At 44.9% G+C, this 15,519-nt stretch carries 14 protein-coding genes and 1 tRNA gene; 7 read left to right on the forward strand and 8 right to left on the reverse strand.

Annotated elements, in window-relative coordinates; genetic code table 11:
* Positions 1 to 159: 159 nt before the first annotated feature.
* Positions 160 to 717, forward strand: coding sequence for a DsbA family protein (locus BMX95_RS09500; protein WP_081197493.1), 558 nt, complete (start codon positions 160 to 162; stop codon positions 715 to 717).
* Between the two features lie 527 nt (positions 718 to 1,244).
* Here BMX95_RS09500 and BMX95_RS09505 read toward each other — a convergent pair.
* The 3 genes from BMX95_RS09505 to BMX95_RS09515 all read right to left on the reverse strand — a co-directional run bounded on the left by BMX95_RS09505 (position 1,245) and on the right by BMX95_RS09515 (position 2,947).
* Positions 1,245 to 1,315: transfer RNA gene (locus BMX95_RS09505), tRNA-Cys, on the reverse strand.
* 56 nt (positions 1,316 to 1,371) lie between these two features.
* A complete protein-coding gene (locus BMX95_RS09510; protein WP_081197494.1) occupies positions 1,372 to 2,592 on the reverse strand; it encodes a sterol desaturase family protein in 1,221 nt (406 codons plus the stop codon).
* 31 nt (positions 2,593 to 2,623) lie between these two features.
* Positions 2,624 to 2,947 carry a carboxypeptidase-like regulatory domain-containing protein gene (locus BMX95_RS09515; protein WP_081197495.1) on the reverse strand — a complete coding sequence of 108 codons (324 nt, stop codon included), beginning with the start codon at positions 2,945 to 2,947 and terminating at the stop codon, positions 2,624 to 2,626.
* 378 nt (positions 2,948 to 3,325) lie between these two features.
* Between BMX95_RS09515 and BMX95_RS09520 the strand changes: the two genes are divergently transcribed.
* A complete protein-coding gene (locus BMX95_RS09520) occupies positions 3,326 to 4,174 on the forward strand; it encodes a DUF4382 domain-containing protein (RefSeq protein ID WP_081197496.1) in 849 nt (282 codons plus the stop codon).
* Positions 4,175 to 4,422: 248 nt separating this feature from the next.
* The gene (gene queD / locus BMX95_RS09530) at positions 4,423 to 4,779 is read left to right on the forward strand and encodes a 6-carboxytetrahydropterin synthase QueD (protein WP_081197497.1); all 357 of its coding nucleotides are present in this window, start codon (positions 4,423 to 4,425) and stop codon (positions 4,777 to 4,779) included.
* Positions 4,780 to 4,881: 102 nt separating this feature from the next.
* Here the strand turns inward: queD and BMX95_RS09535 are convergent, their stop codons facing one another.
* Positions 4,882 to 5,313, reverse strand: coding sequence for a DoxX family protein (locus BMX95_RS09535; protein ID WP_081197498.1), 432 nt, complete (start codon positions 5,311 to 5,313; stop codon positions 4,882 to 4,884).
* Between the two features lie 296 nt (positions 5,314 to 5,609).
* Between BMX95_RS09535 and BMX95_RS09540 the strand changes: the two genes are divergently transcribed.
* On the forward strand, positions 5,610 to 6,653 hold the full coding sequence (locus BMX95_RS09540) for a hypothetical protein (RefSeq protein ID WP_081197522.1): 1,044 nt from the start codon (positions 5,610 to 5,612) through the stop codon (positions 6,651 to 6,653).
* A 115-nt stretch (positions 6,654 to 6,768) separates the two neighbouring features.
* The gene (locus BMX95_RS09545) at positions 6,769 to 7,770 is read left to right on the forward strand and encodes a hypothetical protein (RefSeq protein ID WP_081197499.1); all 1,002 of its coding nucleotides are present in this window, start codon (positions 6,769 to 6,771) and stop codon (positions 7,768 to 7,770) included.
* Positions 7,771 to 7,890: 120 nt separating this feature from the next.
* Here BMX95_RS09545 and pyk read toward each other — a convergent pair whose 3' ends face one another.
* Complete coding sequence (gene pyk, locus BMX95_RS09550; protein WP_081197500.1) at positions 7,891 to 9,384, reverse strand: pyruvate kinase; 1,494 nt, start codon at positions 9,382 to 9,384, stop codon at positions 7,891 to 7,893.
* Between the two features lie 69 nt (positions 9,385 to 9,453).
* Complete coding sequence (gene pfkA, locus BMX95_RS09555) at positions 9,454 to 10,437, reverse strand: 6-phosphofructokinase (RefSeq protein WP_081197501.1); 984 nt, start codon at positions 10,435 to 10,437, stop codon at positions 9,454 to 9,456.
* A gap of 343 nt (positions 10,438 to 10,780) precedes the next feature.
* On the opposite strand from pfkA, the gene BMX95_RS09560 reads away from it, so the two are divergent.
* The gene (locus BMX95_RS09560) at positions 10,781 to 11,668 is read left to right on the forward strand and encodes an SDR family oxidoreductase (RefSeq protein WP_081197502.1); all 888 of its coding nucleotides are present in this window, start codon (positions 10,781 to 10,783) and stop codon (positions 11,666 to 11,668) included.
* Positions 11,669 to 11,802: 134 nt separating this feature from the next.
* Here BMX95_RS09560 and ctlX read toward each other — a convergent pair whose 3' ends face one another.
* Positions 11,803 to 12,714, reverse strand: coding sequence for a citrulline utilization hydrolase CtlX (gene ctlX, locus BMX95_RS09565; protein WP_081197503.1), 912 nt, complete (start codon positions 12,712 to 12,714; stop codon positions 11,803 to 11,805).
* An 18-nt stretch (positions 12,715 to 12,732) separates the two neighbouring features.
* Positions 12,733 to 14,187 (reverse strand): arginine deiminase family protein, encoded by a 1,455-nt coding sequence (locus tag BMX95_RS09570; protein ID WP_081197504.1) that lies wholly within the window; start codon positions 14,185 to 14,187, stop codon positions 12,733 to 12,735.
* Positions 14,188 to 14,320: 133 nt separating this feature from the next.
* On the opposite strand from BMX95_RS09570, the gene BMX95_RS09575 reads away from it, so the two are divergent.
* Positions 14,321 to 15,475, forward strand: coding sequence for an acyl-CoA dehydrogenase (locus tag BMX95_RS09575; RefSeq protein WP_081197505.1), 1,155 nt, complete (start codon positions 14,321 to 14,323; stop codon positions 15,473 to 15,475).
* Positions 15,476 to 15,519: the final 44 nt, after the last annotated feature.

Below are 15,519 nucleotides of genomic sequence, written 5' to 3' on the forward strand. Positions count from 1 at the left end.
ACTGGAGGCATTTGATTTGGGGAGACCTGACAGGTTTTAAACGAACAGGTTATAGGATGAAGTTATTTTTTTAGAACCAGGGCCACTCTGCTGTAAGTAGAGTGGCCTTTTTCTGAAATAAAAACATTAAAACAGCAATCAATTGAAAGAGGAGCAATTATGCCTATAAAAAATGACAAGAACAAGGAGATTATTTCTACAAAAGGATTGTGGGCTGGTGACCCGGAAGCACCGGTGAGTCTGGTTTTATATGGCGATTATGAGAGTGAAGAGTGTGGCAAAGTTCATAGGGTGATAAATAAGTTGTTGGAATCGCATGGCACTAAGATCAGATTCAATTACCGGCATTTTCCGCTTACCCAGATACACCAGCATGCGCATAAAGCGGCTGAAGCAGCAGTGGCTGCAGCCCAGGAAGGCAAGTTCTGGGAAATGCATAACCAGTTGTTTGCGCACCGGCATCGGTTGGGTGCTATCAGCTTACGCGAGTATGCCCGCGAAGTAGGGGTTACCAGCAAAAACTTTCTGCCAGACCTGGTAGAGAGTAAATACGGCTGGACGGTAAGAACAGATTTACTGGAGGGGCTTGATAAAGGCGTTCGTAACGTACCTACGTTGTTTATCAACGACCGCGAATATCATGGAAGGCTTAGTCAGCCTGAATTAACAAAGGCCATTGATGAAGAATGCCACAGTGCAAAGCGCAAAAGGGCCTAAGTATAAGAGACCCGAAAGGGTCAGTGTGTATGGAAAGGTGTCCGCCGGCTGGCGGACACCTTTTTGTTTTAGCCCCGTTTTTTACCCCAAAGCCCCCGTAAATGCACGGTTTTCAAAAAAAAATAAAATTATTTTTCACCTTATTCCAATTTCTGGATAGTCAATTTTTTATCACATATTCTTACAGTTTGACCATTGTTAACAAGGATTAACCAAAATTTAATAACTGCCTTTTGGAAAATGGCCATCCAAATAAAAAAGTAAGGTTAAAAAATAAATATGTAATATTTTATAATATTATAGGCTATGGGGTAGGCAGCTTGGCAATTGGTTACTAACACTTGTTTGATTGGCCAGAAAAAAGAAACTTTGGTTTGTTAATGAAAATTATAACGATTGCCTGTTCATACGCCCCGATTAGTCGGGGTTTTTTTATGCCCCTCTCTGAAAAAAGAGAAGGCAGTGTAGAAACACCGCCTTGATGAATGAATGAATGAATGAATGATTGCTTGCCATATGAAAAACAGTAGTTACGGGTGGAATCGAACCACCGTAGGAGGATTTGCTGGCCTCTGCCTCTCCCCTCGGCCACGTAACTCATGTAAGACAGCTAGTAAGCCGCAATCCGCCAGGTGGCGGACCTCAGCGCGGCAACTATTCCCGCCAATATACCCACCTTAAGTACCAATTACAAATGCCTTCAAAGTACCAGGTAAACAGGATCGCTGCAGCCGGTATCAATAGGATGCTGTACCACCAGGTTGAATAGGCGATCATAACCCCAATGGTAACGGTTAATAATCGCAGGAACTCCAGGTATACCACCCACTTCTTTTGTTCCATAATAGCGCCACAATTGATCAGGGTAAGTAACAGCGCAATGGTGATAAGTATCTGCTGGTGTATGGGCAGGTATTCTTCAAACAAAATGAAAACAAATAACAGCACAATGCTCAATGCAACCTGCCACACTACATACCGGTTCAGGGGTTTGTCTACCGGAATATCATTTTTTTGCACCAGCAGTTTGTCTTCGGCCTGTTGCCTGAAGCGGTGATCGACCAGATCGGGCCGGCCAAACAGCAGCTTTACTTTGTTAAATATTCCACTGGTTTTACGGGCAGCCAGTATCAATTCGGCAATGAAATGAAAATGCTGCCATAAAAAGCTGTAACTCTTTAGCGGGTGTGTTAATCCAAATTGAATGTTTACATCATCTTCTTCCTTTTGAAAGGTTCCAAACAGCTTATCCCATATAATGAACACATCGCCATAGTTTTTATCGAGGTATTTTTCGTTGCTGGCATGGTGCACCCGGTGGTGCGAAGGGGTTACCAATATGTATTCGAGCAAACCCAGTTTCCCGATCAGCTGGGTATGTATAAAGAAAGGATACAACCCGTGCACCAGTAAAATACTGGTGATCATGGATGCCGGAAAACCCAATACCGGAAGCACTGCCCAGAAACCAGTGCGCACAAAAGCCTGGAACACGGTGATACGCGCCGACACCGTATAATTAAAATCCTCACTTTGGTGATGCACCACATGTACGGCCCAAAACAGGTTCACTTCATGCGCCAGCCGGTGATACCAGTACCACAAAAAATCGGTGCACAGCAATAACACGATCCATAGTAAAATGCCCGGTTGAATGGTGAACAATCCAACATGCTTTTGCAGGTAATCATATATGAAAAAGAACAAACCGGTTACCCAAACATCCAGCAGCCGTTCAGCAATGCCTACACTGATGTTGGCAATGGAATGGTGCAGGTTGAAAATGGGTTTCTTTTTTTGGCGGGCAATGAAAAACTCCAATGCCATGAACACTACAAAAAAAGGAACTGCCAGCGCAAGCAGGTTGAATTTCATAGCCGGTAATAATTGGTGCGGATAATTGGTTTTATTGTTTCGGATCCAGTTTTATCAGTTGATATTGCGATGCATCTGTAATGCGGATCTTCTTTTGTTTATATACCGGGTGTTCAATCACCAGGGTAACCGGCAGATCCTGCCAGGTTGAAATAGTAAAGACACCCTTATTATTGGAAAGCGCTTCTTCTTCCCCCGATGTAATATAGATGTACACATTCTCTATGTACTTATCGGTAGCGCTGTTCCTTACTGCACCGGTGATGGTATGCGGTCTTTCAGGATAGATCTCTGATGTATGCAAAATAAAGGCTGGCAACGCAATCAGCCAGCTATTGCGATGTATGCGATTCATGCAACAATAATTGATGGTTTAAAAATGTATACCTGTATAGTTATACATCGTCAACATCGTTCTTTTGAATTATATAGTAGCATGGTGGTGTAATTCATCACAATGATACACCAAATAAATAAGTCTACAAAAAAGGTGGACTAAAAATATATAAAAATAACCCACACGAGGCACGGGTTAGACTGTTGGTTATTTGAAAGGTTTAATGCTGTTTTTGTTAACCGTTTGTGAAGCGGAAGTTATTTATTACGTGTACGTTATGCTGGTAATAGCGTTGGGTAGGTGCAAACATTTATAGTTGTATTTTTTAATAACAAAGGCACGGAAATTGTTAAAGCTCTGTTGAAATGTTTTTGATTCAAAACAAACCATTCGTATATGAAATCAATGAGAAGCCTGTTTAGTTATGTAACGATTGTTGCTGCAGGTGCAATCGTGTTTTATGCGTGTTCCAAAGACAAATCGGATAGTTCAACTGTGCCTTCGGGTAAGCAGGAGCTGAGCCTGTATCTTACCGATGGCCCCACTGATTTTTTTGACAAAGTGAACATCGACATCAAATCGGTAAAGGTGTTGGTTGATACCTGCGATAAAACCCGCAGGCGCCGCGATGATGATGATAGTGTTCAATGTAAAGTATGGGATTCGTTATCTATAACGCCGGGTGTATACGACCTGCTGTCTTTGCGTAATGGTATCGATACCCTGCTTGCCGGTGGAATGGTAAAAGATGGTACTATCAGAAGAATTGTTATTACCCTTGGTACCAACAACTCCATTGTAAAGGATAGTGTTAATTATCCGCTGAACTTATTGAATGGACAAAGCATTACCATCAAGCTGTTTGGTCATGAGTGGGAAAACTTCTCCAGCGGCCGTTACCGCCTGTGGCTCGATTTTGATTGCGGCCGTTCCATTGTTCGTTTGAATAATGGCAAGTTTAACCTGGTGCCTTTTATCCGTGCATTCATTATTAAAGAATCCGGTTCTATCAAAGGCGTTGTTAAACCTGGTAATTCCAAATCGATTGTAACGGTGTTCAATGCTACTGATACCGCCTATGCCCTGCCATGGATAGACGGTCAGTGGAAAGTGCGCGGTTTAAATACCGGAACCTATTCCGTTTATGTGAATGGTGGCAATGGTTACCAGGATACAACAATTAACAATGTATCGGTAACGGTGGGTAAAGAAGCAAATGTAGGAACCATAACTCTGCATAAATAAACAACCGGAACGAAAAACCATACAAGCCCTGGCAGGTTAAACTGCCGGGGTTTTTTATTGCAGGGCAATGGGGCAGAAGGCAGAGGGCAGAAGGCAGAGATGAAAGGCAGAAGGCCCCCTCGCCAAGGCTTCGGCGGGCGAAGCAGTAGGCTTGTTTTAAGCGATCCCCTCCTGGGAGCAACCCGAGCCAACTCCCCATATGATCTTAATCAGAAACTAATCCCATTTCTTTCCTAATTTTGCGCCCTATGTTACTTTATAAAGAATTTACCTTTGATTCAGCCCACTTTTTACCCAATGTACCCGAGGGGCATAAGTGTAAAAACATTCATGGCCATACTTACCGGCTGCGGGTGTGGCTGAAAGGCAAACCCGATCCCCAATATGGTTGGATCATTGATTTTGCAGAACTGAAAACCATCATCAAGCCGGTGGTAACCCAACTCGATCATAAGCTTATGAACGATATACCCGGTTTGGAAAATCCTACCTGCGAACTGATCGCTGTTTGGATCTGGGATAACCTGAAGCCGGCATTGCCTGCCATGCACCGGATTGAGTTGCACGAAACACCTACATCAGGTGTAATATATGAAGGAGAATAGAAGCTCTTGTGTTTCAAAATTGATGAAGTAAGAAGTATGAAGTAAGACATCTCGAAATTCTCGAACAACCTACCTCTTATTTCCTACTTCTGACTTCAGTATTCACGCTTCATGCTTACTGAAGAAATTATCCAGCGAAATAGGGCCGCCTCCTTCAACCAGGAAAAAGATTAGTCCTACCAGCACGATGAATGCAAATGGCAATTCAAAATTGCCAAATGAATCCCGTTGGGTGTTGATGAAAATGACGGCGCCCATCAGGATGGGTACATTCAGCAAAGCGGCCCACCGGGTTAGCAATCCGATAATGATCAGGAAACCGCCCAGCAGGTGCGACCAGGTAATGAAGATAACCATCCAGTCGCTCCGGTTGGCTACCAGGCTTCCTTTAACCAGTTCTTCAAGCGTTGATGTATTTGCCAGGAAGAAGATTCCTTTAAAAAAGAGACACAACCCTACAGCTACCCGCAACACAATCAGCCAGCGGGGATGGTGAGTAAGACTCCAGCGTTGAATTTGTTGAAGCGTATTCATGGCAAACAATTTTAAAGATTTGTAAAATTGCTAATGGGTAAACCCATTAACCAATTACCTGGGTTTGCCCGCTAAGTTGTTAATGTTCTATAAAGTTACACTGGTTTTGCCAGTATAGTTGCAGCCGGGGTTAAAATTCAAATGTCAACAACTTGCTAAAACCCGCCAGGAGACTAAAATATATTCACACATAATGCGTTGTTAACAAATTACCCGACCTTTACCCCCTTTGCCTAGAGCAACGTATGAATCACCCAAACAAGGCCTGGTGGCCTGCTGTTAAAAAATCAATTACCATGAAGAAAACTGCCCTAATCCGGACAGGCACTTTATTCGTACTTTCCCTTTCAACCTTATTGTTCAGTATGTGCAAACCCGACAGTGCCAAAGGACAAACCATCTTGGGCGACGGGACTAAAGCAATGAGTGATACCGAGGTTGTAAAACCTACTGTACCACCGCTTGATACTGTTTTATTCGATTCCAGACTGAATTGGAATGCCAATGGCGATACAAGTGGCCTTTGGCCGGTAAAAGGGGCTTATCCCAATCCAGGTGCGCTATTGCCCTTTAAACGCATTGTAGCCTACTATGGTAATTTCTACTCCAAGAAAATGGGCGTACTGGGTGAATATCCGGAAGACGTGGTAATTGAAAAATTAAACGGTGAAATAAAGAAATGGCAGGCTGCCGACTCCACCATGGAGGTAATTCCCGCCATTCACTATATAGCAGCAACTGCCCAGGGCAGTCCGGGCGATGCCGGCAAATACCGCCTGCGTATGCCAACGGCGCAGATAGACAAAGCCATCAAGATGGCGCAGAAAATGAATGCGTTGGTGTTCCTTGATGTACAAATAGCTTTAAGTACCCTGCCCGAAGAGATCCCGGTGCTGGAGAAATACCTGAAAATGCCAAACGTACACCTGGGTATCGACCCCGAATTTTCCATGAAAACGGGTAAAAAACCCGGTTCGGTTATCGGTACCATGGATGCTGCAGACATCAACTGGACCTCAGATTACCTGGCCAACCTGGTAAAAGCCAATAACCTGCCACCCAAGATCCTGGTAGTGCACCGCTTTACCAAAGCCATGGTCACTAATTACAAACAGATCAAATTACAGCCCGAAGTTCAGGTTGTAATGGATATGGATGGCTGGGGACACCAGGCCCGTAAGTTCAATACCTACAAACAATTTGTTTATAAAGAACCCGTTCAATTCACCGGATTCAAAATATTCTATAAGAACGACCTGCGTGAGCCCAACAGCCACGTATTACAACCGGCAGAAGTGTTGAAGTTAAAGCCACAACCTATTTATATTCAGTACCAATAGATATCTGGTTGAAATAAAATATAAGTTGAAGGGTCCTGATTATATCAGGACTCTTTTTATTGGGTAGAGAATATGGCTTAATTCTTGAGAAAAAGGGGCTGTAAATCCTACTCATATGAAAACGTGCTTCTTAGCAGCGAAAACAACTGCTGCATTTGCCCTGATGGTACTATTAGCTGCCTCCTGTAAAAAAGACAACAAGCATACCGACGACCCTGGTGATAATGGTGGTGATCAATCGGGGTGTACCGTTAGTAAAGCCGATGCCGAAAGCTTTGCCGCTTTCCCGGCCGACAATCCCTGGCGGGCAGATGTTTCCCAGGCTGCCATTGACCCTTACAGTTCCCAAATAATTACTGCGCTGGGCAGTTATGCTATTAAAGCCGACTTTGGCAGTGGCCTCTGGGAAGGGGCGCCCATCGGTATTCCGTATGTGGTGGTTTGTGGCAGCCAGACAAAATACCCGGTAACTTTCCGGGCTAACTCTTATGATGATAATTATGGCAATGAAAGCGATGCGGGCCCTTATGCCATTCCGCTGAATGCCCCCATTGAAGGCAACGGCACCGGTGGCGACAGCCATGTGATTGCCGTTGATAAGGATAACAAGGTATTGTATGAATTGTACAACGCCTCCAAAAAAAGCGATCATTGGGAAGCTTCTTCAGGCGCCATCTTCGATCTTACCACAAATGCCCTGCGTAAAGAAGGAAATACTTCTGCCGATGCAGCCGGATTGCCCATTTTTGCCGGACTGGTGCGTTACGAGGAAATAGTTAAAGGCGAGATCGATCATCCCATTCGCTTTACCCTGGAAAAGCCGAACGTAAAACCGGCTTATATTGCTCCGGCCCGGCATAAGGTAAACAGTACCGGTGGCCAGTATTCACTGCCTTTTGGCGCCAGGATCCGTTTAAAGAATAGTTTCGATATCAGCAGCTATTCTGCTACTAACCAGGTTATTCTAAAAGCTATGAAGAAGTATGGATTGATACTGGCCGATATCGGCAGCAATTTGTACATCACCGGCGCGCCCGACGACCGCTGGAACAATGATGACCTGCAAAAGCTGGGTAAAATAAAAGGATCGGACTTTGAAGTAGTAAAGTTTAACTAGTTGAAGGTCTAAAGTTTAAAATAAGCTAATAAAAAATGGCACGCTTCGAAGGCGTGCCATTTTTTGAATATTATGAGGTTGATGAACCAACCTTAAACTTTCAACTTGCAACTGTAGGCTTTAGTCCACTTTCGTGATCTTTAGTACGTTGGTAGGAATGTGCAGGTGCACTGGTGTACTACCCGTATTCACCACCACATCACCGGTTTTCAGGAATCCTCTTTCTTTCAGGATCCTGATCTGGTCGAACATGATATCGTCCAGGCTTTCTTCCTCATCGTAGAAGAAGGCGCGTACGCCCCAGCTTAAGCTCAGCTGGTTCACCAGTGTTCTTTCTTTGGTGAAGATGTACAAAGGCGAATAAGGACGGTAGCTGCTGAGCACAAACGCGGTGTAGCCGCTTTGTGTTTGTCCGATCAATGCATCGGCCTTGGTATCTTTCGCCAGCTTACAGCCATTATAACAAATAGCATCGCTTAAGAAAGAAGGCGAGTGGGGCAGCGGTTTCAGGTCTTCTTCGCGGTTATAGCGGTATTCAGTGCGTTCTACTTCCAGAATGATCTTGCGCATGGTTTCCACCACCAGGGCCGGGTGTTTACCCGTAGCGGTTTCACCACTCAGCATCACCGCGTCAGCGCCTTCCAGTACGGCGTTGGCTACGTCGGTGATCTCACTGCGGTTGGGTTTTACGCGGTCGATCATGCTTTCCATCATCTGGGTAGCTACGATCACCGGTTTGGCGCGGTGGATACATTTACGAATGATATCACGTTGCGCCATTGGTACTTTTTCAACCGGCAGTTCCACACCCAGGTCGCCACGGGCCACCATTACACCATCCGATTCCAGAATGATGTTACGGAGGTCAACCAGCGCCGAAGGCATTTCTATTTTGGCAATTACTTTCGATTTGCTGTTGGCTTCTGTCAGTCTTCTTTTCAGGTCAACGATGTCCTCTGATTTACGAACGAAAGACAGGGCGATCCAGTCAACCTGCTGGCCAATGATGAAATCCAGGTCAGCCAGGTCTTTTTCGGTTAAGGCGGGCAGCGATATTTTGGTATCTGGCAGGTTTACGCCTTTTTTAGGAAGCAATAAACCACCATAGGTAACTCTTACTTTAACCTCGCCGGCTTTGGTGATCTCTGTTACCACCACTTCCAGCTTACCATCGTCGATCATGATCTTATTGCCTACTTCCACATCTTCGTGCAGGTTAGGGTAAGAAACATAGATCTTTTCTTTGGTGCCCACTACCTTTTCTTTGGAAGTAAAGGTGAGGATGTCGCCGGGTTCAATCAATAAAGCGCCGTTCTCGATTTCACCCACCCGTAATTTGGGGCCCTGTAAGTCGGCCAGTATAGAAATGTTGTATGGTTCTTTTGAATTGATGGCACGGATATGTTCAATGATCTGTGCTTTGTTTTCGTGTGTGCCGTGCGAGAAGTTGAGGCGGAAAATATTAACCCCTGCTTTTACCAGTTCCAGCAGTTTTTCGTACGTGTCACAGGCAGGCCCTACGGTAGCTACGATTTTCGTTCTATGTATTGTATGTTGAATGCCTGCTTCCTTGTCCATTTCATTGTGCAGGTACTTGGTAATATCTCTTGCCATTGTATTTGTTTCTTGATTCTAAAATTCAGGTTTTAATTGATACGGGATTTCAAGATAGGTCAAAACCGGTTAGCTTGCCAGGATCTTTACAATCTTAATCCATTCTTCACTTATCTTTTGTTTTGACTTCACAGCTCTTTCCAGCAGGGTATAATGCATGCGGTTGTTCAGAATGCCCACCATTACGTTATGACGGCCTTCGAGCAGCGACTCTACGGCTGCATAACCCATACGGCTGGCAATAAGCCTATCTAAACAGGTTGGCGAACCACCGCGTTGAATATGCCCCAGAATGCAAACCCGGGTATCAGTTGTGGGGAGGCGTTCTTTCACCACTTTGGCTACTTCATTGGCACCGCCAAACTCGTCCCCTTCTGCCACTACCACCATGTTCACCAGTTTTTTGCGGCGTTCTTTTTCCTGTAAGGAAGCCACCAGCTCTTCAATATCTGTTTTACGCTCGGGGATCAAAATGTGTTCTGCACCGGTAGCAATACCACTGTGCAGGGCAATATAGCCGGCATCACGACCCATTACTTCAATAATGAACAACCGGTCGTGGGCATCGGCCGTATCGCGGATTTTATCGATTGCCTCAACGGCTGTATTTACTGCTGTGTCAAAACCAATGGTAAAATCAGTACCGGCAATGTCTTTGTCGATGGTACCGGGTAAACCAATACAGGGGATGTCGAACTCGCGGCTGAAGATATCGGCGCCTCTGAACGAACCATCGCCACCAATGATCACCAGGCCATCGATACCCAGTTTTTTAAGGTTATTGTATGCTTTCTGACGTCCCTCAGGAGTGAAAAATTCTTTACAGCGAGCTGTTTTCAGAATGGTTCCACCACGTTGGATAATGTTGGCCACACTGCGCGAATGCATAGGCACAATATCATTATCAATGATTCCGCTATAACCGCGCATGATACCAAACACTTCCAATCCATAATAATTTCCGGTTCTCACAACTGCCCGTATCGCGGCGTTCATACCCGGAGAATCACCTCCCGAGGTAAGTACACCGATTTTAGTCACCTTTTTTGCCATGAATAAAATCTGTTTTATTTAAAAATCTTCTAATCTGCAAAGGAATTGTTAAAGGCTGTCTACCAACTTTTGGAAAGGCGGCCCAAAAATAAGGTTTTGTTTTGATACACGTATTAAGTACACACTAGCCCAAAAAAACACTAAAATTGTTCTGTAAAATGATGCTTTTTTTGCGAAACACTATTTTTTTTAACCATTATTGCGCTTTTAGTCAGGAAAAGAGTTTAGCACACGGTTGCATAAAATTCCGTTCGCGCTTCAAGATAATGAATGTGTTATAAAGATTGGTGTAAAGAAATTGAGATTATTATAATTGAAATAAAACGAAATAATAAATTATCAAATGAAAGTGTTAATCACCGGTGCCAATGGGTTATTAGGGCAGCACCTGACCAAATTATTACTCGATAAGAACTATCAGGTTGTAGCTACCAGCCGTGGCGAATCGAGGTTACCGTTTGAACCATCCGGCAATTATACCTATCATTCAATGGATATTGCTAATGCGTTCGATACCTATGCCATCATGAACCGGGAGCAGCCTGATGTGGTGGTTCATGCTGCCGCCATGACGCAGGTAGATGATTGTGAGTTGCAGCCTGAAGTATGTGAACGCATCAACGTGCAGGGTACTGCACAGATCCTCACAGATGCTGAAACTTTTAGCAGTCATTTCATTTATGTCTCTACCGATTTTGTGTTTGATGGCGAGAAAGGAAACTATAGCGAGGAAGAAGATACCAATCCAATCAGCCTGTATGGTTTTACCAAACTACAGGCCGAAAGCATGGTGCAGGTAAGCGATGTTCCGTTTGCTATTGTGCGCACCTGTTTGGTATATGGCAATTTATTAAAAGGCACCCGCAGCAATATTGTAAGCTGGGTACGGGAAAGTCTGGAAAAGGACAAAACCATCCAGGTAGTAAGCGATCAGTTGCGTACACCTACCTATGTGGGCGACCTGGCAAAAGGCATTGCGCTGATCATTGAAAAAAAGGCAACCGGTATTTATCATATCTCGGGTAAAGACTGGTTAACACCTTATGACATCGCACTTAAAACAGCACAAAAATTCCAGCTCGATGCCAGCAAGATCGTAAAGGTAGATGCCTCCACCTTTAAACAACCCGGCCGCCGCCCCTTAAAGACAGGCTTTGTGATTGAGAAGGCAAGGAAGGAGTTGGGTTACGAGCCCATGTCGTTTGATGAAGGGTTAGACTTTATGGGGTGAGGCAAGTTACAGGTTGCAGGTTACAAGGCGTTGATTTTCGTGAACCCTGTTTATTGTTCCGCATCCCGAAATTGATAACCCTGTAACATGCAACCTGAAACACCCTTTTTAATTTCAATTACTCTTTTTAATACTTATTCTCTCTTAAGAAAAACCTCCGCCATCATACAACGCGCACTTCCACCGCCATTGGTTTCAATGGTAGTCAATGGCGCATGCAGGATACGGTTATAGCTTTCGAGCTTTTTTATCTGCGCGGGTTGTAAAGAGTGATAGGCCTGACTCGACATCACCAGCAGTTTTTCACCGGCTTTGTCGTGCACCTGTAACATGTTGCCGGCAAAGCGGTTCATTTGTTCCAGACTGATGCGGATCAATTCCTTGCCTGTATTGCCAATCATTTCCTGCACCATTTTGTTTTCCTCGTGGTTAGGCAACGAGTCCAAACAGATCACTACATAACGATCGGCTACACACATGATCACATTGGTGTGATACACTGCCTGCCCACTGCCATCAACGGAAGTAAACAATACGGGCCGGTACCCCATCTTTTTACAAAAATCATCCAGCACGGGTTGGTGCGTGCGGGGGGAGAGGCAGGCATAAGCTATTTTGTTATCGCGGTCAAGCACCATGCTGCCGGTACCTTCCAAAAACAGGTTCTCCTTTTCATAACCTGTGAAATCAAACGTATTGGTTACGGTAAATAATTGCTGCAGGTGGTGAATCACTGCAGGCTTGCGTTCCTGCCGCCGGTTTTCAGCAAACATGGGATACAAACAAATAGTCCCGGGTTCATGGAACGAGATCCAGTTATTGGGAAATATGGAGTCGGGGGTGTATGGTTCCGGCGTATCGTTGATAACGGATACAAAAACACCGTGTGAACGGAGCACCGTTACAAAATTATCAAACTCCAGTTGCGCCTTTTCCTGGGCAGCAATGTCTGCACCTGCTACCTGGAAGGCATTGTTCACGGCCGTTTGGGCATTAAAGCCAAAGTTCACCGGCCGTATCATCAAAATATGTGAAGTGGTTTGCATAGAATTAAAGCTTACAGGTTATTCAATATCTTCTCTGAACAGGGGCATACTCATACAGTGAAAACCGCCCCTGGCGCGTGACAGCTCGGCCGATGGGATCAGAATGAGGGTATCTTCCAGCTCATCGGGTGTTGTTTCTTCCTTTTCAAACTGGTCGAGCAATTCTTTAACGTGGATAACGTTAAAACCGGCTTCGCGGAATGCCTCCACTGTTTTATCATTGCGATCATAACCCAGCACCACGCCTTCTTTTAACGCCAGCAGGTTGCAGCTGTCGGTCCATTGTTCGCGAGTATCGAAGGGGAACTTGTTGTTGCCGGAATAAATGAATTTTACTTTTCCCTTGCAGTTAAGATCGTTCTCACTGATATCCGTCAACAGGTCTTCGAGGTTATCGAAATAAACCGGGTTTTCCGGGTCTTTCTTTTTAAACTGGATGATCTTGATCTTGTCTTCTTTTTTCTCTTTGCCTTCCAGTATGCGTTCAATGGGGTCGGCCCCTTCGTGTTTTATTACCTTTTTACTAAAGGCGCCCAGCAGTACCCACATGTTCCGTTTTACCTGGGTAAAGATGGTATCTATGTGCATGTAATCGCGGCGGCGCGGTATTTTGATGATCGTTATCTTTTTAACGATGTTCCTTTCAAACAACATATTCACCACCTGGTGAGCGGCTTCCATGGTGGTCCGTTCGCTTATGCCCACCAGTAAGTGGTCTTTGTGTACCACCATTACATCGCCCCCTTCGAGGGTCACCTTTTTTTCATCACCATCACGTGGTAATAAGAAATGATGGGCCGTATCGGGGATCTCCAGGATGTTATTACGATAGATCTCGAACAGGGGATGGTTAAAGAATATGTATTTGGCCAGCAGGGCTTCCCGCAGGCGGGCTGTTTTTGCCGGTTTGTTCAGCAGTACATATTCATTGATAACAATGCCTATATCGCGGGTAAAAATGAAATTGGGAATGGGGGGAAAGATCAGCCGGTCATCTTCAATAGTACCGCTGATGATCACTTTCGAGAGTTTGGTAGGGGAGAGTTCCAGCAACTCATTTTGGGTGGCATAGGAACAACCTTCCACGGCACATACCGAGGCTATGAGCTTTAACTTTATTTCCTGGTCGTGCAGCACGTCGGCCAGCAGCCATTCCAGCTCCACTACTTTATCGGACTTATAAAAATCGGGTTTCTCGGGTTTATAAAAATCGCGGTTGTTTTCAGGTGCGTCAATCTGGTGCAGGCGGCCCCGGATCTTTTCCGGATCTAAAAAATACATCAACACCTTGGTGTAGTAATCATATTCTTTCTTCCGCATGGTTTCCAGGTGCACAATGTCTTCAAATAACCAGTCCTGCGCTTTTGACGGTACTACCTTGCCCAAACCGCTATCGGGGCTGTGTACTAATAATCGTCGTAACCGGCCTACTTCTGAGTTTACCTGAACTACTTTCTTATCTTTTTGCGACATGGGTATCATTAATTTGTTATATCAAAGGAGAATTGATAAGGCAAGATAGTGAATCCGCTAAAAATAAGGCGAACGAATGTTAGTTTTTGAATTGAAATCTATTATCTTGCGAGCAGTTAATTAAATTCGTGATATGCAATTTCAACTTACCGAAGAACATCTAATGATTCAAAAAGCCGCGCGCGATTTTGCCCAGAACGAGTGCCTGCCAGGAGTAATTGAACGCGATGAGCACCAGAAATTTCCCCGGGAACAGATCTTAAAATTGGCTGAGCTTGGTTTTATGGGTATGATGGTAAGTCCTGATTACGGCGGCGCCGGTATGGACACCATCAGCTATGTGCTGGCGATGGAAGAGGTGAGTAAGATCGATGCCAGTGTAAGTGTAAGTATGAGTGTAAACAACAGCCTGGTTTGTTGGGGATTGGAGAAATTTGGTTCAGAAGAACAAAAACAAAAATACCTGGTGCCCCTGGCACAGGGCCGCAAAAACGGCGAACTGTATATTGGCGCCTTTTTGCTAAGTGAACCGGAAGCGGGCAGCGATGCCACTTCACAACGCACAGTAGCCGAAGAAAAAGACGACCATTACGTGTTGAACGGCATCAAAAACTGGATCACCAATGGTAACTCGGCTTCTGTTTACCTGGTGATGGCCCAGTCGGACATTGCAAAAGGCAGCAAAGGTATCAATGTCTTTATTGTTGAAAAAGACTCGCCTGGCGTAACTGTGGGCGCTAAAGAAAACAAACTCGGCATCCGCGGCAGCGATACGCATAGCATTACATTTACCGATGTAAAAGTGCCCAAAGAAAACCGCATCGGCGGCGATGGGTTTGGGTTCGCCTTTGCCATGAAGACCCTGGCCGGTGGCCGTATAGGTATTGCTTCACAGGCATTGGGTATTGCCAGCGGTGCTTATGAACTGGCCCTGAAATATTCAAAGGAAAGAAAAGCCTTTGGTAAAGAGATTATGCATCACCAGGCCATTCAGTTCAAACTGGCCGATATGGCTACCCGCATTGAATGCGCCCGTTTATTGTGTTTAAAAGCTGCCTGGGAAAAAGACCAGCACCTCGATTATACATTGAGTTCATCTATGGCCAAAGTGTTTTCGAGCGAAACTGCCATGTGGGTGGCTACGGAAGCAGTACAGGTACACGGTGGTTATGGATATGTAAAAGAATACCACGTGGAGCGCCTGATGCGCGATGCCAAGATCACGCAGATCTATGAAGGCACCAGCGAGGTACAACGCATTGTGATCAGCCGGTCCATATTGAAGTAGTGGCATAATTATTTACCAGCATAACCTATACCTTTGCGGCGACA

It is taken from the genome of Niastella yeongjuensis (assembly GCF_900110245.1).
Taxonomy (GTDB): domain Bacteria; phylum Bacteroidota; class Bacteroidia; order Chitinophagales; family Chitinophagaceae; genus Niastella; species Niastella yeongjuensis.